We start from the raw sequence: 23836 nt of genomic DNA on the forward strand, positions 1-23836 counted from the left end.
TGTGTAGAGTGGGGAGGAACTTTGCGAAAGCGTTAGCCTTTCTGACTGTATCAGGGATGTGTTGCCATAAGTATGCTGACGATTCGCTCAGCAGCTTTGCCATCCCAAAGCGGTGTAATCCTTCCTGCTTTCAACTCTCCCTTTAGTTGCCTACCTAGCTGTTGCTTTACCGTTTCAGGGCTTAGATCGCGGATGAGTTGATTGGTTCCCAGCTCAATAGTACCAGGTCGTTCGGTCGATGGCCGAAAGGTTAGGCAGGGGATTTGCAAAAAGGTAGTTTCTTCCTGTACTCCACCCGAATCGGTGATGACGAGGGCCGCGTTTTGCATCAGATTCAGAAATTCCAGATACCCCAACGGTTCCAGTATCCGAACGTTTGGAATGTCCAGCAGTTGACTTTCCAAACCAAATTTCAGCAGACTTGACCGGGTACGCGGGTGGATAGGAAATACCACCGTCTGTACCATCGCTACGGTTTCCAGTAAGGCCAACACCTTCCGTAACCCGGCTTCACTATCCACATTGCCCGGCCGGTGCATAGTTATCAGCGCATAATCTTTGGCCAGGAGTTGTAAGCTTTCAACGGCCTTTACTTCCTGCGCCTGATGCTGTATCAATGCATCGATCAGCACATTCCCGACCAGATGAATTTTGTGAGCGGCAATACCTTCCCGCTGAAGATTATCGACACCAGCCTGTTCGGTCACAAATAAAAGCTCCGACAGGGCATCGGTCAGAATTCGGTTTCGTTCTTCGGGCATATGTCTGTCGCCCGACCGCAATCCGGCTTCAACATGAGCCACCCGAATGTTCTGCTGAGCGGCTGCCAGTGCACAGGCCAGTGTACTGGTTACATCACCAATCACGACTACCCAGTCAGGCCGTTCTTTCGCTAACACCTGCTCAAATTTGACCAGCAGTTCAGCCGTTTGCTGCGTCGGGGTTCCTCGGTTTATTCGAAGAGAGTAGGTGGGCTTAGGTAAGGAAAGTTGCTGGAAAAATACCTCGCTCATAGATGGGTGCTCGTGCTGGCCCGTATGAACAAGGAGTGAGCAAATACCTGGCTCTCCTGAAAAGGCCCGGTGCAATGGAGCAAACTTGATAAAATTAGGCCGGGTACCTACTACGCTGATAATTTTCATAACAGATGGCTATTTATTCGACTGTAGTAGCTGCTCGTAAATCTGTTCCCATTCGTGGACCGAATCGGCAATCGAAAATTCCCGGTGCGCCAGATCAACAGCCCGCTTTCGGTACGTCAGATACTCCTCTGACGACATAATCAGAAAGTGCTCAATGGCCTGGCGTAATGAATCAGGGTCGTTAGCTACCCAGGCCCCTACCCGTTCGGTTTCGAGGACTTGCCAGGGCGTATTTGTCGACGCGACTACAGGGGTGCCCTGCGCCAGTGATTCGATAACTACATTGCCAAAACTTTCCGTATACGACGGCAGAATGGTCAGATAAGCGTTGGCGTATAACTGCTGTTTCTCCTCCCCCTGCACAAAACCGATGAACAATACTTTTGCCGAAAGCCCCTGTGCTGTTACAAACTGCTGTAACGATTCGACATAGTTCTTATCCGTTTCGGGTCCGGCGATCAGCAGCCGATACGCTCCTTCCCGAAATAAGCGGGATGCCCCGACAGCCGCCAATAATCGATCAATCGCTTTGACGGGGTGCAGCCGCCCAATAAAGAGCAGGTATGGTTGTCCGACGGGGGCATGTACCCGTAAAACAGGCAATTCTATCCGATTCCGAATTTCAAGGATGACGACATCGGGTCCAAAATACTGCCGAATGCTGTCGGCTTCGCGTGTACTCGCTGCCTGAAACCACACTTTAGGGTTGATTCGCTTCACGGTCTGTAGGATGAACCGTTTAAGACCCGACCGAACAGTTAACACGACCGGACTTAACTCGCCATGTGGTGCCCATAGTACAGGTTTTCCTAACATCCGACTCAGGAATATCCAAACTATAGAAGCGGGGTAGAAAAAGCTGTTTACATGAACAATGTCGGCTTTTTTCATAGCCTGCCAGCCATACCAGATATGAGTCAGGGGAAGATAAAAGTGTGGATTCTGGGTATACATCACCCGCCCACAGTCTAGTGTAAGCCAATGATTGAACGGCACAGCTAATGAAATTGCCTGTGCAGTTGCCACCACTGTTACATCATGACCTGCCTGGTTCAGGGCTTTTGCCAGCCAATAAATTGAATTACTGGGGCCGCCCATCTGTGATGGATAAAAGTAATCGGCCGAAAGAACAATCTTCATGCAATAGGTTCAGCCGAACGGTTAGGAGATACAATTTTCTGGTAAATAGCCACGTACTGATCAGCCGCTTTGTCGATCGAATATCGTTGTGCATTTTCTCGCCCGACGTCAATGAGTCTCTGCCGATACACGCTATCCTGAATCAGGCGCAGAACGCCCTGTCGGATGGCCGCCGGATCAGTTGGATCAACAAAATGGGCTGCACCAGGCGCTACATCGAGCATAGGTGCAATGGCTGATGTAAGCACAACCCGACCAATGGCATTGGCTTCCAGAACGGGCATACCAAAGCCTTCATACGTCGACAGAAACGTGACGATATCGCAGTACGTATACCATTCGATGAGTTCAGCCCGGCTCAGATCGATGTAATTCTGGTAATCGATCCGATGGTTCTGGAGCCTTGTCGTCAGTTGGCTTGTCAATGTCCCCACAATGACCAGTGTACAATTGATTCCTTCAAGGGCATCGATCAGGTTTGTCAGGTTTTTGTTTGGTGCTGTGCCGACCTGAAGCAGTACCGGACGTTCGGCCCGAAATGCAGCTGGTGCGTACACAAAGGCAGGATCATAGCCATTGGCGACGACTACGGCCTTTTCACCGACCCGCCCGACATAGTGAATGAGTTCCTGCCGGGTTTTCTCCGACACAACGGTTATCCATCGAAGCCGACGGACGGGCAGATAATACCAAAGCCACCAAAATACGGCGTAGCGAAGGGGATGGTTTTGAAACTTTTTGAGCGGCCCACAGTCATGAATCGTCAGTATGGTGCGCGAGGCTGGCAAGGCCAGAGCCGCATATTGACAATCGCCGGTAATGTGAAAAACATCGGCACGTAATCGACGTATGAAGTTTAGATTTTGCCCGACCCGCCACAGATTACGACTGACATGCGGCAACTGAACGCGTTTTGTTCGAATACCCGGTCGTTGAGAAGTCGTTTGCTGAATCGTCTCAAACAGCGCTTCAATACTATAGCCGGTACCAGGACTGCGAAATAAGTACGTAATCTGCATAGGCAAGCTGTTTATCCGTTGGCTTTATAGATCAATCCCTATTCGCTTCAGTATCCAGTATAGCAATGCGATAAACAGCGCACTGTTAACCAGACTCCCCCAGGTCGAAAACACGTCTGTTTCCATCGTCAGGCATCCGATAAATAGCATGGGAATCCAGAGAACAACCGAAGGCATTTGCCCGGCAAAACGAAAAACAGCCTGAAAGCAACTCCGCAATACCACACCATAGAACCAGGCAAACAGCAGCCCACCATAACCGAAATTGGCGTACCCTTCCCCAATGGGCGACAGGTTCATGCTGGTATTGTCGAACTGCGGTAAGGAGGTATACCGTCGGATATTTTCAAAGCCACCGGCCAAAGGTTTGCTGGCCCATATAAAACGCGGAACAAACGGAGACAGAAATGACAGTAGTACTTCACCATCCGCATAATCCTCATAAACAGGCACTTTAGTCATAGCGCTTCCGATCATGATACCCTGGTTAAACCGTACAAATGACCGGAAGAACTGAGCGGCATTCAGTAATTTTTCGGGGTGGGTTAGCCGGTTGACCACTAAGTCGGCCATCAGGGCCGGATCGGCCGATCGTTCGGTACGCACATGTCCCCAGGTCCGGTGGCGATACTCTCCTTTAATCGACTGGATAAGCAGCAGAACACCAAAAGCCAGGCTGAGTGTAGTAATTTTGGTTCGGACTGTAAGTGGATGCGCCAGCCCAACAGAACTAACCAGTAAGCCTAGTAAACTCCAGAAAAATAGCTCGCCGAACATGCCCGTCTGAATCGTATTCATGAGCAGAACAGCCACTACAACACATATCAACGGGATACGAAAGGCGCTTTTGGCATATTGCCCATACAAGGCGCTGGTCAGCAGGCAATTCATGGGCAATGTTCCCATAAATGACGGACCCTCCGGCCAGCTTCGCTTGACAATAAAGCCAGCCAGTCCAATACAGAACAGACTAATACCGGCCGCTTGTCGATGCTGGAGATACTGGGCAGCCTGGCTGAGAATGATCCGATGGGGCTGTTCTGCCGAAGGGTTCGCCCACCCACTTATTCCTACATAAAACAGCACGCAGGCCGGAAGCGCATACCTGAAGTAGATGTCTGATTCGATCGGCATCGACGCCGGAAATACCCAATACGTAACCGCCGGAATCAGCAGAATTTCAAACGTAGCAATAGCCCCGGCGCACTCCAAAACAGCCACACGCTGACTAATCTGACTGAAGAACGTCTGAAATGAATACACAGAGAACGCAACAGCCAACGCTTCGTAAAACGAACTGTGCACAGGCCAGATAGCCACCAGAAAAGTCGCCGTAGGCAGTAGCAGTCGAATCATCCGGCAATGAGTTTTACCCGCTTCAAATCGACCGTTGGAGTTACCCCAACCGTTTGCAGCAGTTGGGAAACCCGATGGTCGAACGTATGGTGTTGCTGAAAATGCGCATACTGGCTGGCCGCCAGTTCATGCCGTTCGACCGGATGAGCCAGATAGTACCGGATTTTATCAATAGCCTCGCCTATCGTTTGGTACGTTACAGATTCGGCCGGAACCCCTGTATACTCGGCTATGGTCGGTTTATAGTCGCAGAGTTGGAAGCCACCAATGCCGTTGATCTCGAAATACTTTTGGTTAACCGAGGTCACCTCGGCATAATGAAAGTTGTTGAAAACGATTCTGGCCCCATAAAGCAGTCGGTTTTTCTCCTCACCAACCAGGTATTGCGGCTTAAACACAGACCCCATGCTTTGGCGCATATAGGACCCTTTTGTTCCATAGACAACTACCTTGAGCCCTGCCCGCATGAGCCGCTCAATCATGCGAACCCGATAGGGGTACAGACTTCCAAATACCAGTACGTCAATATCCGTCAGCCATTCGGCAACGGCCTTTTCGATGGGTGGCTTCCGGTGATACCGGGGGTTAAAGCCTTCAGGCAGGTAATGTGCATTCAAACCCGCTTTATGCCGCAGGGTCTTAACGATATAAGGTTCTTTGGAAAAGTAATAATCGAAATCGGTGGCTATAATCTGCTGCTTTTCCAGGTTTGATACTGGGTCAGGATTGACTTGCACAATGGTGGTACCGGGCAACTGCTTTTTCACTCGCTCTACCAAAGCCGGATTCATATATCGGTAGACGACCAGCGCCAGATCGGGTTCATAGCTTACGATTTTATCCGCCACCCGTTGGCAAAAAAAACGATCATAAGCTTCTACAAAGCGTGACAGCCAATAATTGACTTTTGTTGCCATGGCCCCCATCGAAACGACATCGATAAGCACAACCTCATACCCTAATACCCGGAACGAATCACAAAGGTGTTGCTCCAGTGAATCGTCGGCCCGGCTTCCTACAATTACTACGTTCATATGGGTATTCACGGTTGGGTAAGGATTAGGATCAAACAGCTTCAGCCGCCACGCTCGTTACCATTGTTTTCAGATGAGCCTTTACATCAGGTTGCTGGACAATGGCCAGCAACATACTCACGGCCCACCCGGCCAGCGCGAAGCCAAGTACGATGAGTGTTCGTTTAGGAGAGGTTCGTTTATGGGGCACTTTAGGCGGTTCGAGCACTTTGAAGACTGGCGTTTGCTCCTGTACCTTCAGCCTCGCCTGTTCATATTGACGGGCCATCTCGGCAAACACAGCCTCCGTTGTGACCACATCGGCATCTAACCGATACCGTTCCATCGCCACCGTCTGCAAGACCAGATTCCGGTGGTTGTCATTGTACTGAAACACCTTAAGCTGCGCAGCCTGGTAGCGTTGACGAGCCTCGGCCAACTGTTTTGTATAAAAAGCTAAATCCTTGCGTGCTTTCTCCGTCCGATAACTGGTGACGTAATTCGTGAGGTAATTCAGGGCCAGTTGTGCTACCTGGGCAGCCACCTCGGCATCGGGCATGCTGGCAACGATGGTGATAATTCCTGAGCGGGTATCCTGCCGGGCGCTTATCCGTTCATCTAGTTCCTCGGCCAGTTCCTGTTGCCGATTCGATAAGCGGACGGTACCCGAGCCTTTGGCTGAAACAGGTCGTATTGATTCAACTTCCCGGAACGAAACCCATTTTTTCAACGACCAGCCGGTAGAGTCAGGCAGTAAGAAATGGCCCACTGTTGTACGTCGCCCATCGCTCATCGTTACAGCCTGATCGATCAGGTGAAGGACAAAAGGCGTACTCTGCAATACATTCGGATATAAATCCGGCCGAATGGCATCCATACCTTCAGCCTCCGACAAATCCAGATCGGCGAAGGCCGCTACTGATGATAAACGCTTGAATAAACTACCGGCACTGGTGTTCATTTCGGGCATTATTCGTGCTTCGGCCCGAAACTCCTGAGGCAGTAAAAACGCCACCAATACGCCAATAATCGCAGAAACAAGTATAACAGGTAAGGCACGATACCGGGTTTGCCACGCAATTCGCAGCAACTGATCGGCCGATACATACCGGCGATCAGGTTGTAAAACTGAGCTTACCTCCGTCGGTGAAACCATACTCATCATCAGGCGATTTACTAGCCCTGGGTTTCCCCAAAGTGCCCTGAACCCACCTTTGACGACAAATCACAAAAAAAGTCTCCTAAGCTTGTCGTTAGGAGACTTTTTTTGGTAGAACCTGTTTAAACTTTTCCTTTTACAGAAAAATTAGATGTGAATTTGTCATTCCGACCGTAGGGAGGAATCTCAAGTTTGCCTTATGGGGATGTTGAGATTCCTCCCTACGGTCGGAATGACAAATTCACACACTTATTGGTCGAATAATATAAGTTTAAACAGTCTCTTATTATACGATGGCTATGCTTGTTACAACCGCTGCATGAGTTTGATGACCATCTGGTTTTTCCAGGATACAAAATCACCGGCTTCAATATGCGCCCTCGCCTGCCGGACTAGCCACAGGTAAAAGGTCAGGTTATGCAGGCTGGCAATCTGACCACTCAGCAGTTCGTCGGCTTTAAACAGATGTCGCAGGTAGGCTTTCGAGTAAAACGTACTGGCATATCCGCCCAGCGCCGGGTCAATCGGGCTAAAGTCGCGGCTCCACTTCTCGTTTTTGATGTTGATAACCCCTTCTGTCGTAAACAGAATTCCATGGCGGGCGTTGCGGGTTGGCATCACGCAATCGAACATATCGACGCCTAACGCGATGGCTTCCAGAATATTGGCGGGTGTGCCAACCCCCATCAGGTAGCGAGGCTTATCGGCGGGTAGTATGCTGTTGACCAGTTCAATCGTCGTGTACATTTCTTCAGCAGGTTCGCCCACGGCCAGACCACCGATCGCATTTCCTTCGCGATTTTTGCTGGCAATAAACTCCGCCGACTGCCGACGCAAATCGGCATAGGTACTCCCCTGAACAATCGGGAAAAGCGTTTGCTGATACCCATACAAGCCCTCACTGTCATCAAAACGAGCAATACAGCGATCGAGCCAGCGGTGCGTCATTTCCATCGATTGCCGGGCATAGCCATATTCGCAGGGATACGGTGTACACTCGTCGAACGCCATGATAATATCGGCTCCAATGATACGCTGAATGTCCATAACCCCTTCGGGTGTGAAAGTATGCTTGGAACCGTCGATATGCGATTTGAAGGTAACGCCCTCCTCTTTGATCTTACGTGTTTCGGATAGCGAATACACCTGATACCCGCCTGAATCGGTCAGAATGGGCCGTTTCCAGCCATTGAAGGCATGCAACCCGCCAGCCTGACGAAGAATATCCAGCCCCGGCCGTAGGTACAAATGATACGTATTCCCCAGGATAATCTCGGCATTGATGTCGGTTTCCAGTTCACGCTGGTGAACCGCTTTTACGGTACCAGCCGTACCGACTGGCATAAAAATTGGTGTCTGAATCACACCATGATCGGTTGTCAACGTACCCGTTCGGGCCTTCGACTGTGGATCATGGCCAGTAATTGAAAAAGTCATAGTGCAAAGATAGTGGGCAGAGGGGAAAGGGCAGAGGGCAAAGGGCTGGGTTGACTAAGAGTAGTCGGAATTGTGGGCCAACTATAACCGAGTTATCCCCTAACCCTCTGCCCTTTGTCCTTACCCATCTGCCCCCTACCCTTTGCCCTCTGCCCTTTGCCCACTATCTTTGCCCCCTTCATTCAAAATCAACACATTAACGAATAAACATTTTACTCCTGGTGATTACGGCATTACTGATAGCCTGGCTGGTTGTGGTCGGCATTCAGCTCATTTACATCCTTTTTGTTTACTCCAGAACGGCTTTCTACCGGCAATCTGAACCAGGTGACACAAACGGCCAACGACAATTTTCGAACGAATCGACGGCGGGCGTTACGGTGGTCGTCTGCGCTCGTAACGAACTCGACAACCTGCGGGAACTCCTCCCCCTCCTGAACGAACAGGCATACCCTCATTTTGAAGTGCTGGTGATGGACGACCGTTCCACCGATGGTACACAGCTTTTTTTGGAGAACGACATCGCTCACCTCGACCGAGTGCGCTTTATCCGTATCGATAAGGAGCATGAGCATGTAACGCCCAAGAAATACGCCCTGACCATCGCGCTGAAAAAAGCAGCCTATCCCATCGCCGTCTTTACCGATGCCGACTGCCGCCCTGCCTCCACCGACTGGCTAACGGGTATGGCGAGCCCTTTGGTGACTAATCAAAAAGGAATTACCCTGGGCTTTTCGCCATACTATCCGCAATCCGGCTTATTGAACCTGCTCATTCGGTCCGAAACCTTATTTACAGCCGTTCAGTATTTCTCACTGGCTCTGGTCGGTAAACCTTATATGGGTGTAGGTCGAAATCTGGCCTACCGAACCAGCCTGTTTTTTGCGAATCGAGGGTTTTATTCGCACATGAACGTGGTGGGGGGCGACGACGATCTGTTCATCAATGAAGTCGCTACCGGAAAAAACACGGCCGTTTGTCTGCACCCAGACACCTTCGCCTGGTCGGTGCCCAAAGAAACCTGGGCCGAATGGCGCCAGCAGAAACGCCGACACCTGAATGCCGGGAAGTATTACAAGCCAGGCAACAAGTTCCGGCTGGGGCTGCTTACGGGTTCGCATGTACTATCGTGGGTGCTGGCGATGGCGGTTGGCGCTGTCGTTCTGGTCCATGAGATCCAGCACCATTCGTTTACTACGCGCGAATGGTTATTTTTGCTGATCGCAACGGGTACGTTTGCCTTTCGGATCGTGTTGTTCTGGGGCATCGTCGGGCGAATCAGTTATCGGTTGGCGCACACCGTCCATTGGGCCATAATGCCCCTGATGGATTTTCTGCTAGCCGTATACTATGGATTGTCGGGACTGACCACCCTGTTTGCCCGGCGAAAAAAACGACTTTACTGGAAATAATCGTCGCTATTCGGGTTCTGTAGAGTTCATGCGTAGCACACATCAATGAACATTGACCTTATTTTAAAATATTTCCCGAACCTTACCGCTGAACAAAAAGAGCGTTTTGCGGCCCTGGACGGACTTTATCGGGACTGGAACGCGAAAATCAATGTAATTTCGCGGCAGGACATCGACGCCCTGTACGAAAAGCATGTGCTTCATTCGCTGAGCATCGCCAAGATAGTAGATTTCAAACCCGGTACCGAAATTCTGGACGTAGGTACGGGTGGCGGTTTTCCGGGTATTCCATTAGCTATTTTGTATCCGCTTGTCGATTTTCATCTGGTCGATAGCATTGGAAAGAAAATAAAGGTTGTGCAGGAAGTGGCCGATGCCTTAGGGTTGCGGAATGTGAAGGCAGAGCAAGCGCGCGTGGAGCAGTTGAATACGACCTATGATTTTGTTGTGAGCCGGGCCGTTACGCGGTTAAAGCCCTTTTTAGGCTGGGTTCGTTATAAAATTCATAAGGCGGGCAACAACGACCGGCCCAATGGTGTTTTGTACCTCAAAGGGGGCGACCTAACCGAAGAGCTGGCCGAAATACCGGATCGGTATCGGGTTTACGACTTGTCGGACTATTTCGAAGAGCCTTTTTTTGAAACCAAGAAAGTGATTTATATACCTAAAAAATAGTATTAGGAGCGAGTAGCGAGGAGTGAGCATGCTGGCGCAAGCTAAAGCGATTATGCGCCAGCATGCTCGCTCCTCACTACTCGCTCCTACTACTCCTCCCACAATATGCCAAACGAGAAATTCCGCAGCAGCAGTTTTAAAGACCCACTCACGCCCGATGAGGTGGCGTTCAACGATAAAGGGGTTACGTTCCGGTCGCGCAAGTTGATTGGCGGCACCGATAATTTCGTTTTCTTCTCCGACATCTCCGGCGTTGAGATCGACAATGGGCTGTTTTTTTCCACCATCCGGGTCATTCCCCGCGCTCGCCCTGAGATTGTCATCCGCAATTTCTCGAAAGGCGACGCCCGACGGATTAAAGAACTGATCCTGGAGAATGTTCCCAACCACCGGCCAGACGCATTTCGATAAAAAAAGGGGCAGCAGAGCGCTTGATTTCCATGAGGTTATCCGAAATGGGGTCAAAAAAAGACATTTTTTGATACTGAAAGCTTGCGTAGTATCTGCATTCCTATTACTTTTGCACCACGATTCCCGAATAGCTCAGTCGGTTAGAGCATCTGACTGTTAATCAGAGGGTCGCTGGTTCGAGCCCAGCTTCGGGAGCAAAAAGCCTCAAAACGTCTGTTTTGGGGCTTTTTTGTGTTACAGCTGTATTCACTTTTGGTATGTTTATATTTATTTTTATTTAGCCGCAACATATCATTGTTATAAATGGACAACAGAGGAATATATCTTAAGCAGATTCATAGTTATTTAGCTGAGTGGACACAGCATATTTATCAACAAAATGCAAGTGGTAAATTTGACATAAACAAGGATTCCGAAAATTTAGCCATAAATATCTTAAACTTAACTTATGGGTATGATTTAAAAAATGCTAATAAGGTTTTATCTGATAACTTTCCAGCCATTGATTTAGTAGATACTAAAAGTGGTATAGTATTTCAGGTTACTTCAGATTCAAGTAGTGATAAAGTAATAGAAACGGTTGAAAAATATATAAAAAGAAAAATTTATGATAACTATCCTAAATTATATATATATCTATTGACCAATAAGAGTAGCTATTACAAACCTACAAAAGACAAAATTAATCAGCTAAGTAATGGCAAGATTAACTTTGATATTGAAGAAAACATTTTAGATAATATAATAATTGGAAAACATATTGATAGTTTAATAGATATAAACAAAATTGAAGAGATTTTAGATTTATTAGAAGCAGAATTTGGCAGAAAAAAAAGTAATAATCAGTTATTTAAGCCTTTTAAATCTGACCAAGTAAGATTTAAATTTAATTTCAACAATCGCTTAACAAGTTTTACAGGCCGAGAAGAAGAGCTAACTCAACTTGAGAATTTTTTCACATCAGACCACATATTTTCATGGTGGATACTGAAAGGTAAAGCGGGGTCAGGAAAAAGTAGGTTAGCATTAGAACTTGGGTATAAATTAGAACCCTTACGTATTAATTGGGGATTTTTACCTACTAGTGCTATACGTTCATTCGAATGGCAGCAACATTTCCATAAACCTACTTTAATTATTATTGACTATGTACAATCCTCTTATTTAGATACGTTAACACTAATTAGAAATTTATCAATCAGAAATGATTTAAAATACCCATTGAGGATTTTACTTATCGAGAGAGAGACAACTGGGACATGGTGGGATAGCCTTATAAATGACTATATTGCTTCTAATAAAATTCATAGGCATGACCCATTAGAATTATCCGTACTAAACGATAACTCTTTATTTGCCATCATTGAAAATATATTAAATGTTGAGAAGAAAAATATCAACTTAAATAAAGCAGAGGTTATTAGTTCATTAGAAAGATTAGACAAGCTAAAGAGGCCTTTGTTTGCTATGTTTATTGGGCTAGCATTAGCCAGAGAAGCTCAAATATCACAATGGAATCAAGATAACTTGTTACACTTCGTAGTTGAAGATCATTTAAAACTAACGCAGAAAATTTTTAATGAATATCAAGAAAGTATTATTTATAAGCATGTGAATTTTGTTGCCATTGCTACTGTATGCTATGGTTTAAACTCATTCGATACGAAGACAATATTTGAAAAGAAGCTATCTTGGTTACCAGATGCTAATGAATTCGATAGTGAATTATATGACTATATTTCATATGCATCAAAAATTGAAAGAAAAGCAGAGTGGCTGATTATTAGGCATCATAATGAATCTGATAATGAATTACAACTACACCCTCTCCAACCTGATATATTAGGAGAGTATTTTGCATTAAAAAGCTTAGAAAATGATAGTAGGTTTAAATTTAGATACCTAAATAGAGCTAAAGAATTCATAGAACTAGTTGAAAGTCTTAGTTTCTCGTATTATCAAGACTTTGTAAGAAGATTACTTCAGGACTTTCCAGATCACGATAAAATTAAATTATTTTTAATAGGTAATCAAAGTTCTATAATTAATAATTTAGGTATGTCTTGTCGTCTTGTATTAGACGCGATGAAGTACCTATATTCTGAAAATACTACAATTTTAGAAATTATGTTAGGTTATATAAAGTTGCTATCTATTACCAGTAATAATACTCCTGAACAAAAAAGGTATATGGATGACCCAAAACGTGCCTATCAAGAGGCTTGTCAAATAATGGTGTATCATCATAATGGCGATTTTAATAAACAGTTTGAATATTATAAGATAATAAGGCAAAATACTGACATTTTTGAAGCAAGCCCTCATGAGATTATAGATGCCACGCCTAGGTTTGACGATACTACAATAAATTTTGACAATATAAGTGAAGAGCTAGAAAAATTGAATGACCCTGAATATGCAGAAAAGCATTTGCAAAAGTATACTGTTGTTGACGCTAGAATCCCCCATCTAGAAGCGTTATCTATAGATTGTATATTACGTACTAATAAAATCTTACAAAATAATATTATAAACACCTTTACTGATAGATTATTTAGCTTATGTGAAAATTTCACGGACCCAAGAATTAAAGTAGTAACATTAGAATCGTGTATTGATTTTGGTGCTGATAATATAAAAGATTTTGACCATAAGTCTCAAACATTATTTTTAAATATACTGAAAACACCTCGTCAGGTTGCACCGATAAATATTGAATATCAGCAGTTCTTGTTTGTTAAAACATTAGTGAACTATAAAATATCTAAACGTAAAAGCTATGAAGCCTTAGAAGTTTTTGATAAATTTTACAATCATTTATCTTCTATTACTCCTGACCCGAGAATTGGGAAAATATTAACTGATCTTGGTCAATTTGCTTTAAGTATATGTAAAACCTATTATGAAAAAGGAGTAATTATTACAGGAGATTTATTTAAAGAAAAAATTCTTTCAATTTATAAACTTTTCATTGGAGCGCCTTATAATCCGATTGGCGAAATAATGCTGAAAAGTGAAAAGTTTAGAAATGGCAATTTTGATTGACATTTCTAAACTTTTATTTATACATACTAAGCTTTAAGTCCTTAACCTTCTCAACTTCAAATGCGCCTTCTGGCATCCTTGACAGCAAAAAGTAGCATCAACTCTCTTACCTTCAAACTCTTTACTACAGTATAGACACTTCTTGGTATAGAAGAAATTGGTAAACTCTTGGTAGATACCGGGATACGCTTGGCTACAAATTCGTTCCCCTTTTTGGGCTCGCTCAAAGCAGCGCAGCTATGTGTTCTTTACTACCAAAAAACACCCTTTTAACACCGCCTTTTTCTGATGTTACCCCATTAAAGTCATTCACCCTTCTGACCGATAAGCTCAAACTTATCCTGTAACAGCGCCTGATTACAGGTCTCAATTTGTTGCTGAATATGTTCCCGTGAGCGGTTATCATCTGCCGGTAGCTGACTAAGCGCCTTACTTAACTCGCCCTTTCTTGCCCATACACGAACGCGTTCGTCCCGATTCACCGCCTATACCTGGTTTTATTTGACGACCAGAATATCCTGCCACCGAGTTGTGTAGCAGGGCGATAAATACTTTGGCGTCATCGGCCATTCGGGATTGCGCATCTGAGAAGCGAGCCGGAGCGTATCCTTTCCGTAGCGGTAGTTTAGCTTATCCACAACCTTTGCGAGCTTCAATGCTTTTTCATTTGGCCCTTCGACAAACAGTCCTGGCTGTCGGTAATCCGCCGGTACCAGGTCGGTCAACATAATACCTACTCTGAGATAGTGGTAGCCAAAGGCAAAGATTTCTTTCAGCGCAGCCGATGCATATTGTAGTAGCTCGGCGGTTGAACTGGTCGGGTGCGGTAGTCGTACCGTTCGGGAGTTGCTAAACTGCTTACTGGGCAACCCGTTTCCCGGTGTTTTACGGTTAGGATCGGTGCGTAGGTAAACGATCACACAGCCCGCCAGTGAATCCTGCTTCCGTAGCTTTTCGCAGATTCGCGACAGGTGAAACGTCAACGCATCCTGAACCTGCTCGAAGCTGGGGGTTACCTGTCCAAACCCTGGTTCCGTACAAATCGACTTCCTGGCAGGTGGATTTACTTCCAGCAGCTTGCAGGGCTTGCCACGTAATTCATAGACCAGCCTGACTCCGTTGACCGTCATTTGCTGCCTGATCCAATCGTCGGGCACATCCCGCAGTTGAGCCGCTGTTCGTATATCGAACTTCTTCAGCTTACCGGCCGATTTGTGGCCGATTCCCCAAATATCCTCAACGGGGAATGTCTCCAGGACTTCATTGATCTTCTCTGGGGTATCCAGGACACAGATACCCTGAAAATCAGGATTTTGCTTCGCCAGCTTATTGGCTATTTTTGATAAGGTCTTCGTTGGACCGAAACCAATACTGACCGGCAGTCGTAACCACTGTTTGATCTTAGCCCGAATCGTCTCACCTAAGCCTTGATAACTGGGAAAGTACTGGTTGTAGCTATCATCAACGAGCAGGAACGCTTCATCAATCGAATAGACCTCTACGTCCTCGACAAACTTGGCCAGGCAGCTAAAAAGGCGCGAGGAAACGTCAGCGTACAACGGATAATTTGAGGAAAAAACAGCTATGTCATGCTGTTCAACCAACTCCTTCATCTCAAAGAAGTAGCCTGCCATTTTGATACCTAATGCCTTAGCTTCCGCATTGCGGGCAATCACGTTGCCATCCCGGTTCGACAAAACAATAACCGGCCTGCCTTCCAGGGCAGGGTTAAAGCTCTTCTCAACAGAACAGTAAAACGAGTTGGCGTCAACGAGGGCGTACATACTTCGGTGATTTGGATACGATGTAGGTTACCACACCCAACACGTCAAGACGTTCCTGTTTAGTCAGGTAGATAGGCGCATAGGCTTCATTACTGGATTCGAGTTTAACCCGTTTCTCTTCTTCAATGTACCGTTTAACGCACCAGTTGCCGTCAATGCTAACCACGATGATCTTGCCCGTAACCACCTCCAGGGTAGAATCGACAACCAAAATTGAGCCGGGTACTATATGATCGCCGATCATGCTCTCCCCTGATGCCTTGACGAAGTGGGTCATGTCGGGGTGTGCCACACAAAGGTCCTGCAAGTTTAGCCTGGCCTCGATGTAATTCTCGGCGGGTGAAGCGAAACCCGCTTTTACCGTAGAGCTATAGAGTGGAATAAGCTGCCTGCGTGACGCATCAACCCGGTAGATGTTTTCGGGGGGAATGGGGTCAATAAAATCCAGCGGTTTAGTCATCGAATTACCCAGTTAGTCACAAAACCGCTATGTTATGGATTTGTTATATATAATGCAAATCAAACATAGCAATTGGCTGACTTTATCGCTGTTTTTTAGTTTGTAGTATACTATGGCACTACATGAACTAATTAGTGATTCACCCAAGCAGCGGGTGATGGTAGCGGCATCTAACCTGGAGGATATACGGGCGGGTGACGACGTAGAATCCGCTTTCATGACGTTGCGGACAGCGCTCTGGGAACTCATAGAAGTATCAGACGATCCTGATGCGTATATGATAAGCTGGAATACGGTCGCTAAATACGCCCTGGCGGAACTACTGGAGTATCAGGAAACAGGGAATACCGACGCCTTGGAGCGGCTGAAGGATAAGGTTAGTCAGGCAATGGAATTCTTGTAATCATCTTCGGTCAATTCGTAAGGCAACTAACACAGAGTTCAGCCTCATAAGCTAGTCCAGGCTCACGTTTTGTGGGGCCAGTCTGCTCCTGATAATCCCCATAAAACGAGTCTTAGTTGACAACACTGTTAATAGATCAGTTGTGCTCCAGAAAGAAAACATAGAGTTCGTAAGAAATAACAGACGATCATGGCTGGACGGCCTGTTTCTGTTCCAGCCCCTGTATCTTCTTCTGCTGTTCTCGGCGGACTTTCTCTAACTGAATTTGGGTTCTTCAGCCGTTGAACGTTGAAGTACTGACAACAGGACAGGAAATCGAATACTTCTTCAAAGAGGGTAAGAACTTGCCGAGAAAATTTATGCGCTTAACGTTCGTATTCAACAGTCAAAAATTAAGATAGAAACTGCCATACGTCGCCATTCGATGGCCGGACGTATTGCTGAGCCAGTACGTCCAACTGTCATATCATGAGTGGCTGGGCTAAACTCGACTAGTAACGAGCAACCGAAAACAGTAGAGTTTGGCTCAGGGGTTTCTGCTGATTGGTCGGTAGTGTAAGCGAATTGCCTGTGGTTAGGACTCTTCTGGTACCGCTTCTGACGGGTGATTGGTTTCAATTCGCCTGATGGAGATAAACGGGCTTTTCATCAGATACCAGAAGGTTTGCTTTTCTGCTTCATCGAACTCACTCAGACCAAGCCGGATAGTCGATAGCGACTTGTACTTGTACGAGCCGAAAAGGCGGTCCCACAAAATGAAAATGTCGGCGTAGTTCGAGTCGGTATAGAACTGATCCTGCTCGTGATGAACTTTATGTAGGTTGGGCGTCATAAAAACCAGCCCAAAGGTTTTATCCACCCAGTCGGGCGTTTTCAAATTGATATGCTGGCTAATCAGGAACGGAACCAATAGCACATTGTACAAGCCAAACATCGTCAGATCGAGACCAAATACGGCAGTAGCCACAATATTACCCACCCCAAATACCAGAAATGGCTCAATAGGATGCTGTCGGTAGGTGCTCGACGCGTCCATCGTCGTATCGCTGTGATGCACTCGATGCAATCGCCATAGTAGTGGACTAACATGTCCCATCCGATGAAACCAATAGGTTGTCATATCGAAAAGGGCAACGCCCAGTAGTAATTTCGGCCAAAACGGTAGGTAGACCCAATGCAGTAAGCCCACCTGATGATCGACCAACCAGGTGATGCAGGCAACTTGAACGATAGCATATAAAAGGCTAATCGGGAAAACCACCGCCTGAAACAGCATATTATGCAAGAGGTGTTTGGGCCGGTTGCTGAATGTAAATGGCGTGTTTAGTAGTTGCTCCAGGCAATAATAAAAGGCCAGCAACCCGATGATTACGTAATTCAGGTCAATTGACAGAAGGGTAGTGAGAGTTTTCATCTTTCTCAAAAAGTCCTATTTCTTCCTTCTATACTATAAAAATCAGCAGATATACCATACAGTTATTAAAATAAGTCAATTCTTGATATATACCACTTATGGCTCCTTTTTGGTGGTTTATACCCTGAATTCGACGCTTGACCAGTTTACGCTTGTCGTTTGGGCCGTACATCCCGCATCTTTGTAGCACAATAACAAACAACAAAGACGATGAACACAAAATTAATGCACATCAACCGCCCGGCTCGGCCCCGCATCATTGAAGTCGGAGGCCCCTTAGTGGGTCTGCGTGGTCGGACGATCTACCGGATGCGAGTTCGTTAACTGAGCTCATTCCCGAAGCGGTAAACTCCCCAGTGTGGGAGCTTTTTTTATGGGCCAATTAAATCGGATCAGGCGTTACTTTTCTCGCAGTTTCTATCAGGGTTCATCCCAGGATTTTCCCATACCACAGGATCGCTGCATCCGACCCGCTTCATCTCACGTTTACTTTTTTGCCGACAAAAACCCGGTCAGATCGCCTGAATACGTCACCATTAGCCGATGCATCGCTCGGGTGCAGGCAATATAGAGCATTTGCTTGTCTGTCTCTGTTTTATACGTATCGGCTGAAGCAAATGGCACAATAACCTCGTCAAATTCCAGACCTTTCGCCAGGTGCGCTGTGGTGATGATGACGCCTTCTTCAAAGGACGCCGAGTCGTTAGTCAGCAAATGAACCCCTGATGCTTTAAGCGCAACATATGTATTGGCGGCCTGCCGGGGAGTTTTGCAGATGATGCCCAGTGACTGATAGGTTGATTCCTGGAACGTTGTGATCTGCTGTTTAATGGCTGCCAATTCCTCGTTGCTATGGCTAAAGCGGGCTACTATTGGGTCCTGACCATGCCTTTCCATCGGAATAATGTCAGGGTTGGGCAGGATACGCTGGGCAAAGGCGGTTATTTCCAGGGTAGATCGGTAACTTCGGTAAAGTCTGATCACATCGGCTTGAGGATACACACCCTCAATTGTCTCGGCTGAGGAAGCACTGTACGGATTAACGGTCTGGCTTACATCGCCTAAAATAGTTTTTCGGCAAATAAACAATCTTGATAAGACGGCGTAGTGAACGGGCGTATAATCCTGCATCTCATCCACCAGCAAGTGTTTTACATTCGTATAGGGGTTAATTCCTTCCAGACGAATCCGGAAGTAAATCAAAGCAAACACATCGGCGTATTCCAGGGCCAACCGATGGTCGATCCTCAACAGCTCGGGTCTACCAAGCCAGCGGTAAAAATCCCTGTAGAGATCTAGCACATTGTTAAACTTAAACATGCGGGGAATGGCTTCCCAGATGTTTGTTTTCTGCTGACCGCTCAGCTTTTGGCCAGTTTTCCCGCTTACGTACGACTGAACGTCCTTTACCACCAGCGCAAATCGCTTTAAGATCGGAACCCGGTGGTAGGACCTGAACTTCTCACCAATAAACGAGGCAGGTATCAGGGTTTGGCCCACCTGGAGTTGACTCACTCTGAAGTAGTTATTCTCAATATAAATCAGGTATTGATTCAGCTTGCCCAGAAAGTCAACCGAGGATTTGAAGCGGATACGTTCGATAAAAGCCGGATCTTTTTCATCCAGCAACGTGGACACCTGATCAAAGAACGTCTGGAACTTGTATTTTTTTTCCAGTAAGTCATTGGCCAGCTCCTCCATGCCCATTTCCGGAATATGTTCTTCTCCCAACTCGGGTAATACGTTGGAGATATAATCCGCAAATACCTTGTTTGGCGAAATGATGAGAATGTCTTTTGCCGCAATCGTCTCTCTGTAGCGATACAACAGGAAGGCAATTCGATGTAAGGCAATTGATGTTTTCCCCGAGCCAGCCACGCCCTGGATGATCATAACCGGGGCGGTCTCGTTTCGGATAACCGCATTCTGATCCCGTTGAATCGTAGCGACAATGTTCTTCATCTTGTCATCCGATGAGTTGGCCAGTTCTTTTTGAAGAATGTCGTCCTGAATGTTCACGTCGTTTTCGATCATATACTCCAGGTGGCCATCTCTGATTTTGTATTGCCGTTTCAAGACGATGTCGCCATGAATTTTTCCGGAGGGTGTTGTGTAGGAGGCTTCGCCCAGCTCGAAGTCATAGAATAAGGAGGATATAGGAGCCCGCCAATCATAGATGACATTCATCCGCTGCCCCGAGTTGGCGAAGGCATAAATGCCGATGTACACCATCGACCGTTCATTATCCCTGGTGATAAAATCAATACGGCCAAAATAAGGAGATTGACCAAGCTTGATCAACCTACGTTTTCTGGCGACAGCGGCTTCACCTGTAAACGCCATTCGATTAATGGATTGGCCCGCAGCCACCATATCGGCTTCATCCATGCCTGACTGGTGCTCATGAATGTATTGCTTTTTCGCTCTGAGCTCGTCGGAAAACTGCTTTACGGCGTCATCGATTCGCCTGATTTCGATCGTAAGTTTTTCCTTGATCTGAGCCAGGAATTCTCGTTCCTGCTGTTGTGTTTCGTTACTCATTGGCTAGGCTTAAAGAGAGAACCGTAGGGTTTGGTTAATTGACGAACTGCTTTTTGAAATTTTCTACCTCTGTCTGTTTGCCGTGCGCAAACCCGATGCCTATGCGCAAAGCAGGCGAATCGAACCGGTGGTGAATCCTTTCACTTTGGGAAGATAATTATTGCCTGCTTTTTAGTTTGGTAGCGCATACAAGACGATAGAGAATTAATTCAGGTTGCGAATATAAGCGAAGCGACAAATAAATAAACCACTGTTAATCAATTAATTAACTAAATTTCTATTCGAACAATATTCCCGAAAAGGGTACGTTTACCTAATAAGGAGACACAATAATGATGAGTGATTTTAGGCTCTTCTATCCTGAATGAATGACGCCTTACAGACAACTGTGCGGTCATCCAAGTCGATGGCAGTCTACCCTTCATTATATGTTTACTTCGACGGTCGGGGTAGCAATTTCTTCACCAATCAGGTAAAGCAAAGCGTGGGCTTACGCCATTTAACCGGGCACTGCGTTAAGATCGCATTCTGTAGTGTCGAGAAACCGAAACAACATCAGTAACACAAGTGACTACTTAATTAAGATGCATTCAATATCCTTACGCTTCTCTCAAGAATTGACGCAGCGACTTAACCAAATGACTATCCGTAGTAATCGCTATAAAGTAGCCTTATATAATCAGCTTAGCACAGAACAACATCCGGATGGACACAGCCTAACAGATGTCAAGTCAGAAAATTCAGAATTTGCCTTCAATATTATGTTTGAACGCAATAACCCCGAATCGGAATGGCGATTAGTCACTCCACTTAAGTATTCGGAGTAGATGTAGTTAGGTTTAATCAATGTACGAACGGCGGCAACGTACCACCGTATAGCCAATAGACTCAGGAAGTTCCTAAGAAACTCGGTTAAGTTCTGACTTCAAGCGGATTAATTCGCCTAAAAGCTGGGTTCGATTGGTTAACTCCGGTTTGCCCAGTCGCTGGGCCAGACGGGCAACGGCTAGATTCAACGACTCAATTTCGGTTTGGCGTCCCTGGTTCAAATCGACCAGCGTCGAAATGAGTTGTCCGTCCGACCGTTGACTGATTTGTAATAGTCGACTCTCCACCTCCATTCGATTCAGTACGATACCGGTTTCCTTCGCCACGGCCAGACATTCCTCGATGATTTCACGCGCTAAATTCAGTGCCGATTCATTCCGGTGAAAAATACCGTTATCGACTCCTAGCAGCGGACAGATGGCATTGAAGACACAATTGGTAATAACTTTCTCCCAGACCGTCTTCTGAATGGCGGTCTCAACCCGAAACGGAAACTGAGGTGTGCTAAGTTGCTCGACAAGCTCCGCCAGACGGGGCTCCAGCCCCCGAATCACACCAATGGGTGAAGCATCAACCGGCTTATAGCGAACTCTATACGGTGCTTGCACCTGACTGGTCGCCACGAGCACACACCGGTACACTTCGGGGAAACCCGCTTCCAGAAAAGGCGCTTCGACGTCCAGACCGTTTTGTAGCAAAACCAGGGGTGAGTGACCCACCTTTCCGATCAGCCGTTGGGCCAGTTCCGGGTTGCCGAATGACTTGGTGGTCAGCAGAATAATTCCATTTAACTCCGAAAATTGGTCCAGTGAACGAATGGGAACAATGGCCTCCAGAATGGCCCCATCGGCACAGTCAAGCGTAATCCGGGTCTCTTCGGTATCCAATGGGTTATCCTGGCGTCCACGGATCAGGCTAACCTCTTTGCCAGCCTGTTTCAGGACGACGGCCAGCGTCATGCCAATGGCACCAACGCCTATGATGTAGATCGGCTTTTGCATCGATTTGGGTTAGGGCTCAATCGGCTTTACGGCAATAAAACGTAGGTGTTTATTGTCAGCAAACCAGTGTCCGCCCTGGAAATTAGTAAGGATTAATAGCGTACGGCCAGAAACAGGCTAAAACCGTTCTCCAGGGGTTCATACTGATAACTGCTGGTGAATGAGCTGGCCAATAGTTTGCAGCCCCCATTCGACGCGCTCGTCAAAGGGTAGGCCGTAGCTTAGCCGCATGCAGTTGGTGTACTGCGGTTGAAGACTAAATAAACTCCCCGGCATAATACTGATTTTATAGGGGGCCAATTGGTCGGCCAGTTCGAGTGTATTTAACTGGGCATCCCCTTCAACCCATAACGTAAATCCGCCCTGCGGCTCGCTAATACGCGTGCCACCAGGGAAGTGAGCCCGTATGGTTTGCTGGTAGCGCTGACAATTACTTTTCAGCCGCTGCCGCAATCGACGCAGGTGTAGTTCATAGCGGTCGTTAGCCAGAAAATTGGCCACAGCCTGCTGGGTAATTCCCGGCGAAAAACCGGCTTGGTACCGCTTTACCTGAAGCAGGGCCTCATAATAACGTCCGGGAGCTACCCAGCCCACCCGGTAGCCGGGAGCCAGGGTTTTACTAACGGAGCCGCACCAGAGCACCAGCCCCTGCCGGTCAAATGCCTTACAGGGCAGCGGCCGGTCGGGTGCAAAATGCAGATCCCCGTAAAGATCGTCCTCGATGAGCGGGGTTTGGTTCGTCTCCAGTAGCCGCACCAGTCGTTGTTTATGAGTATTGGGCATGCAACTACCCAGTGGATTGCTAAAGTTGGGAACCAGCAAACAGACTTGTACGTCTCCGGTTCGCAAATGACCTTCCAGTACATCCAGATCGATACCCGTCAGTGGGTCAGTCGGCAGTTCAAGTACGCTTAGCCCTAACGAGAGAATGGTCTGAAGAATACCAAAATAAACAGGGCTTTCGACGGCAACAGTATCGCCCGGCTGAGTGACGGTTTTCAGACATAGGGTGAGCGCAGCCGTGCAACCTTCCGTTGTGATAATCTCCTCGTCGGTGAGCCGACCGCCCCAGAATAGCGCATACCGGGCAATTTGGCGACGGAGTTCAGCATTGCCGGCGATCAGTTCGTACTCGATGCCCCCATGCGGGAGTTCACGCTGGGCCTGCTGGAGCGCTTTCGCCAATTTAGTAACGGGCAGTAAGGAAGGAGCGGGCACACTCAGGGAAAACGGAAGCCAGCCCGGCTCTCGTTGCTGGCGCATCAGCCTCAATAAGATAGGCTCCTGATCGGCCAGTGGCGTTTGACGAGCCATTACCTGGGGCGCCGACCGGCGTGGGACGATCCCCATCCGCCTGGCTATGCTTCGAACGTAGTAGCCCGACTGTGGCCGGGCTTCAACCAACCCTTCAGCTTCCAGGCTATAATAGGCCTGTTGTACCGTATTGATACTGACGCCAAGCTCCTGGCTGAGCAGGCGAACCGAGGGTAGTTTATCACCATCGTCCAGTACGCCAACCCGCAATTTATCGCCCAGTTGGCGAGCGATCTGCTGATACTTAGGAATCGATTGGGCCATTCGCTTTTCCAGGTCTAT

At 47.0% G+C, this 23836-nt stretch carries 21 protein-coding genes and 1 tRNA gene; 8 read left to right on the top strand and 14 right to left on the bottom strand.

Annotated features, from left to right (window positions below):
- Positions 1-50: 50 nt before the first annotated feature.
- From wecB to tgt, 7 genes are all read right to left on the bottom strand, one after another.
- Positions 51-1142: a non-hydrolyzing UDP-N-acetylglucosamine 2-epimerase gene (gene wecB / locus ACYVFD_RS19725; protein ID WP_461092166.1), complete on the bottom strand. Its 1092-nt coding sequence runs from the start codon at positions 1140-1142 to the stop codon at positions 51-53.
- Positions 1143-1151: 9 nt separating this feature from the next.
- Positions 1152-2282, bottom strand: a complete 1131-nt coding sequence (locus ACYVFD_RS19730) for a glycosyltransferase family 4 protein (RefSeq protein ID WP_461092167.1) — start codon at positions 2280-2282, stop codon at positions 1152-1154.
- Positions 2279-3301 (bottom strand): glycosyltransferase family 4 protein, encoded by a 1023-nt coding sequence (locus ACYVFD_RS19735; protein WP_461092168.1) that lies wholly within the window; start codon positions 3299-3301, stop codon positions 2279-2281. Before ACYVFD_RS19735 ends, ACYVFD_RS19730 begins: the two co-directional genes overlap by 4 nt.
- Positions 3302-3325: 24 nt before the next feature.
- Positions 3326-4657 carry a hypothetical protein gene (locus tag ACYVFD_RS19740; protein WP_461092169.1) on the bottom strand — a complete coding sequence of 444 codons (1332 nt, stop codon included), beginning with the start codon at positions 4655-4657 and terminating at the stop codon, positions 3326-3328.
- On the bottom strand, positions 4654-5691 hold the full coding sequence (locus tag ACYVFD_RS19745; protein ID WP_461092170.1) for a CgeB family protein: 1038 nt from the start codon (positions 5689-5691) through the stop codon (positions 4654-4656). The genes ACYVFD_RS19740 and ACYVFD_RS19745 overlap by 4 nt, the downstream gene beginning before the upstream one ends.
- Positions 5692-5722: 31 nt before the next feature.
- Positions 5723-6826: a GumC domain-containing protein gene (locus ACYVFD_RS19750; RefSeq protein ID WP_461092171.1), complete on the bottom strand. Its 1104-nt coding sequence runs from the start codon at positions 6824-6826 to the stop codon at positions 5723-5725.
- A gap of 309 nt (positions 6827-7135) precedes the next feature.
- A complete protein-coding gene (tgt, locus tag ACYVFD_RS19755) occupies positions 7136-8266 on the bottom strand; it encodes a tRNA guanosine(34) transglycosylase Tgt (RefSeq protein WP_461092172.1) in 1131 nt (376 codons plus the stop codon).
- 218 nt (positions 8267-8484) lie between these two features.
- Between tgt and ACYVFD_RS19760 the strand changes: the two genes are divergently transcribed.
- The 5 genes from ACYVFD_RS19760 to ACYVFD_RS19780 all read left to right on the top strand — a co-directional run bounded on the left by ACYVFD_RS19760 (position 8485) and on the right by ACYVFD_RS19780 (position 13809).
- The gene (locus ACYVFD_RS19760; protein ID WP_461092374.1) at positions 8485-9678 is read left to right on the top strand and encodes a glycosyltransferase; all 1194 of its coding nucleotides are present in this window, start codon (positions 8485-8487) and stop codon (positions 9676-9678) included.
- A 45-nt stretch (positions 9679-9723) separates the two neighbouring features.
- On the top strand, positions 9724-10353 hold the full coding sequence (gene rsmG, locus ACYVFD_RS19765) for a 16S rRNA (guanine(527)-N(7))-methyltransferase RsmG (RefSeq protein WP_461092173.1): 630 nt from the start codon (positions 9724-9726) through the stop codon (positions 10351-10353).
- Positions 10354-10458: 105 nt separating this feature from the next.
- On the top strand, positions 10459-10764 hold the full coding sequence (locus ACYVFD_RS19770) for a hypothetical protein (protein ID WP_461092175.1): 306 nt from the start codon (positions 10459-10461) through the stop codon (positions 10762-10764).
- A 121-nt stretch (positions 10765-10885) separates the two neighbouring features.
- A tRNA-Asn gene (locus ACYVFD_RS19775) sits at positions 10886-10959 on the top strand.
- A gap of 108 nt (positions 10960-11067) precedes the next feature.
- Positions 11068-13809, top strand: a complete 2742-nt coding sequence (locus ACYVFD_RS19780; RefSeq protein WP_461092176.1) for an SMEK domain-containing protein — start codon at positions 11068-11070, stop codon at positions 13807-13809.
- 305 nt (positions 13810-14114) lie between these two features.
- Here the strand turns inward: ACYVFD_RS19780 and ACYVFD_RS19785 are convergent, their stop codons facing one another.
- Genes ACYVFD_RS19785 through umuD form a run of 3 tightly spaced genes read right to left on the bottom strand, consistent with a single transcriptional unit; the run spans position 14115 to position 16053 of the window.
- The gene (locus ACYVFD_RS19785; RefSeq protein WP_461092177.1) at positions 14115-14291 is read right to left on the bottom strand and encodes a hypothetical protein; all 177 of its coding nucleotides are present in this window, start codon (positions 14289-14291) and stop codon (positions 14115-14117) included.
- 15 nt (positions 14292-14306) lie between these two features.
- On the bottom strand, positions 14307-15593 hold the full coding sequence (locus ACYVFD_RS19790; RefSeq protein ID WP_461092178.1) for a Y-family DNA polymerase: 1287 nt from the start codon (positions 15591-15593) through the stop codon (positions 14307-14309).
- The gene (gene umuD / locus ACYVFD_RS19795) at positions 15577-16053 is read right to left on the bottom strand and encodes a translesion error-prone DNA polymerase V autoproteolytic subunit (protein ID WP_461092179.1); all 477 of its coding nucleotides are present in this window, start codon (positions 16051-16053) and stop codon (positions 15577-15579) included. The genes ACYVFD_RS19790 and umuD overlap by 17 nt, the downstream gene beginning before the upstream one ends.
- Before the next feature lie 112 nt (positions 16054-16165).
- Between umuD and ACYVFD_RS19800 the strand changes: the two genes are divergently transcribed.
- The gene (locus ACYVFD_RS19800) at positions 16166-16456 is read left to right on the top strand and encodes a hypothetical protein (protein ID WP_461092180.1); all 291 of its coding nucleotides are present in this window, start codon (positions 16166-16168) and stop codon (positions 16454-16456) included.
- A 574-nt stretch (positions 16457-17030) separates the two neighbouring features.
- On the opposite strand, the gene ACYVFD_RS19805 is transcribed toward ACYVFD_RS19800, so the two are convergent.
- On the bottom strand, positions 17031-17870 hold the full coding sequence (locus ACYVFD_RS19805) for a sterol desaturase family protein (RefSeq protein WP_461092181.1): 840 nt from the start codon (positions 17868-17870) through the stop codon (positions 17031-17033).
- 486 nt (positions 17871-18356) lie between these two features.
- On the bottom strand, positions 18357-20411 hold the full coding sequence (locus ACYVFD_RS19810) for a HelD family protein (RefSeq protein WP_461092182.1): 2055 nt from the start codon (positions 20409-20411) through the stop codon (positions 18357-18359).
- A gap of 364 nt (positions 20412-20775) precedes the next feature.
- On the opposite strand from ACYVFD_RS19810, the gene ACYVFD_RS19815 reads away from it, so the two are divergent.
- Positions 20776-20973 (top strand): hypothetical protein, encoded by a 198-nt coding sequence (locus tag ACYVFD_RS19815; RefSeq protein ID WP_461092184.1) that lies wholly within the window; start codon positions 20776-20778, stop codon positions 20971-20973.
- Positions 20974-21049: 76 nt separating this feature from the next.
- On the top strand, positions 21050-21238 hold the full coding sequence (locus ACYVFD_RS19820) for a hypothetical protein (RefSeq protein ID WP_461092185.1): 189 nt from the start codon (positions 21050-21052) through the stop codon (positions 21236-21238).
- A 72-nt stretch (positions 21239-21310) separates the two neighbouring features.
- Here ACYVFD_RS19820 and ACYVFD_RS19825 read toward each other — a convergent pair whose 3' ends face one another.
- Positions 21311-22240, bottom strand: coding sequence for a ketopantoate reductase family protein (locus ACYVFD_RS19825; protein WP_461092186.1), 930 nt, complete (start codon positions 22238-22240; stop codon positions 21311-21313).
- A gap of 138 nt (positions 22241-22378) precedes the next feature.
- Positions 22379-23818: an aminotransferase-like domain-containing protein gene (locus ACYVFD_RS19830; protein WP_461092187.1), complete on the bottom strand. Its 1440-nt coding sequence runs from the start codon at positions 23816-23818 to the stop codon at positions 22379-22381.
- Positions 23819-23836: the final 18 nt, after the last annotated feature.

This window comes from Spirosoma gilvum (assembly GCF_054776815.1).

Excerpts from the sequence above, each read along its gene's own strand:
- wecB (WP_461092166.1), bottom strand. The coding sequence starts at position 1,142 with ATGAAAATTATCAGCGTAGTAGGTACCCGGCCTAATTTTATCAAGTTT.
- ACYVFD_RS19730 (WP_461092167.1), bottom strand. The coding sequence starts at position 2,282 with ATGAAGATTGTTCTTTCGGCCGATTACTTTTATCCATCACAGATGGGC.
- ACYVFD_RS19735 (WP_461092168.1), bottom strand. The coding sequence starts at position 3,301 with ATGCAGATTACGTACTTATTTCGCAGTCCTGGTACCGGCTATAGTATT.
- ACYVFD_RS19740 (WP_461092169.1), bottom strand. The coding sequence starts at position 4,657 with ATGATTCGACTGCTACTGCCTACGGCGACTTTTCTGGTGGCTATCTGG.
- ACYVFD_RS19745 (WP_461092170.1), bottom strand. The coding sequence starts at position 5,691 with ATGAACGTAGTAATTGTAGGAAGCCGGGCCGACGATTCACTGGAGCAA.
- ACYVFD_RS19750 (WP_461092171.1), bottom strand. The coding sequence starts at position 6,826 with ATGGTTTCACCGACGGAGGTAAGCTCAGTTTTACAACCTGATCGCCGG.
- tgt (WP_461092172.1), bottom strand. The coding sequence starts at position 8,266 with ATGACTTTTTCAATTACTGGCCATGATCCACAGTCGAAGGCCCGAACG.
- rsmG (WP_461092173.1), top strand. The coding sequence starts at position 9,724 with ATGAACATTGACCTTATTTTAAAATATTTCCCGAACCTTACCGCTGAA.
- ACYVFD_RS19770 (WP_461092175.1), top strand. The coding sequence starts at position 10,459 with ATGCCAAACGAGAAATTCCGCAGCAGCAGTTTTAAAGACCCACTCACG.
- ACYVFD_RS19780 (WP_461092176.1), top strand. The coding sequence starts at position 11,068 with ATGGACAACAGAGGAATATATCTTAAGCAGATTCATAGTTATTTAGCT.
- ACYVFD_RS19790 (WP_461092178.1), bottom strand. The coding sequence starts at position 15,593 with ATGTACGCCCTCGTTGACGCCAACTCGTTTTACTGTTCTGTTGAGAAG.
- umuD (WP_461092179.1), bottom strand. The coding sequence starts at position 16,053 with ATGACTAAACCGCTGGATTTTATTGACCCCATTCCCCCCGAAAACATC.
- ACYVFD_RS19800 (WP_461092180.1), top strand. The coding sequence starts at position 16,166 with ATGGCACTACATGAACTAATTAGTGATTCACCCAAGCAGCGGGTGATG.
- ACYVFD_RS19805 (WP_461092181.1), bottom strand. The coding sequence starts at position 17,870 with ATGAAAACTCTCACTACCCTTCTGTCAATTGACCTGAATTACGTAATC.
- ACYVFD_RS19810 (WP_461092182.1), bottom strand. The coding sequence starts at position 20,411 with ATGAGTAACGAAACACAACAGCAGGAACGAGAATTCCTGGCTCAGATC.
- ACYVFD_RS19815 (WP_461092184.1), top strand. The coding sequence starts at position 20,776 with ATGAATGACGCCTTACAGACAACTGTGCGGTCATCCAAGTCGATGGCA.
- ACYVFD_RS19820 (WP_461092185.1), top strand. The coding sequence starts at position 21,050 with ATGACTATCCGTAGTAATCGCTATAAAGTAGCCTTATATAATCAGCTT.
- ACYVFD_RS19825 (WP_461092186.1), bottom strand. The coding sequence starts at position 22,240 with ATGCAAAAGCCGATCTACATCATAGGCGTTGGTGCCATTGGCATGACG.
- ACYVFD_RS19830 (WP_461092187.1), bottom strand. The coding sequence starts at position 23,818 with ATGGCCCAATCGATTCCTAAGTATCAGCAGATCGCTCGCCAACTGGGC.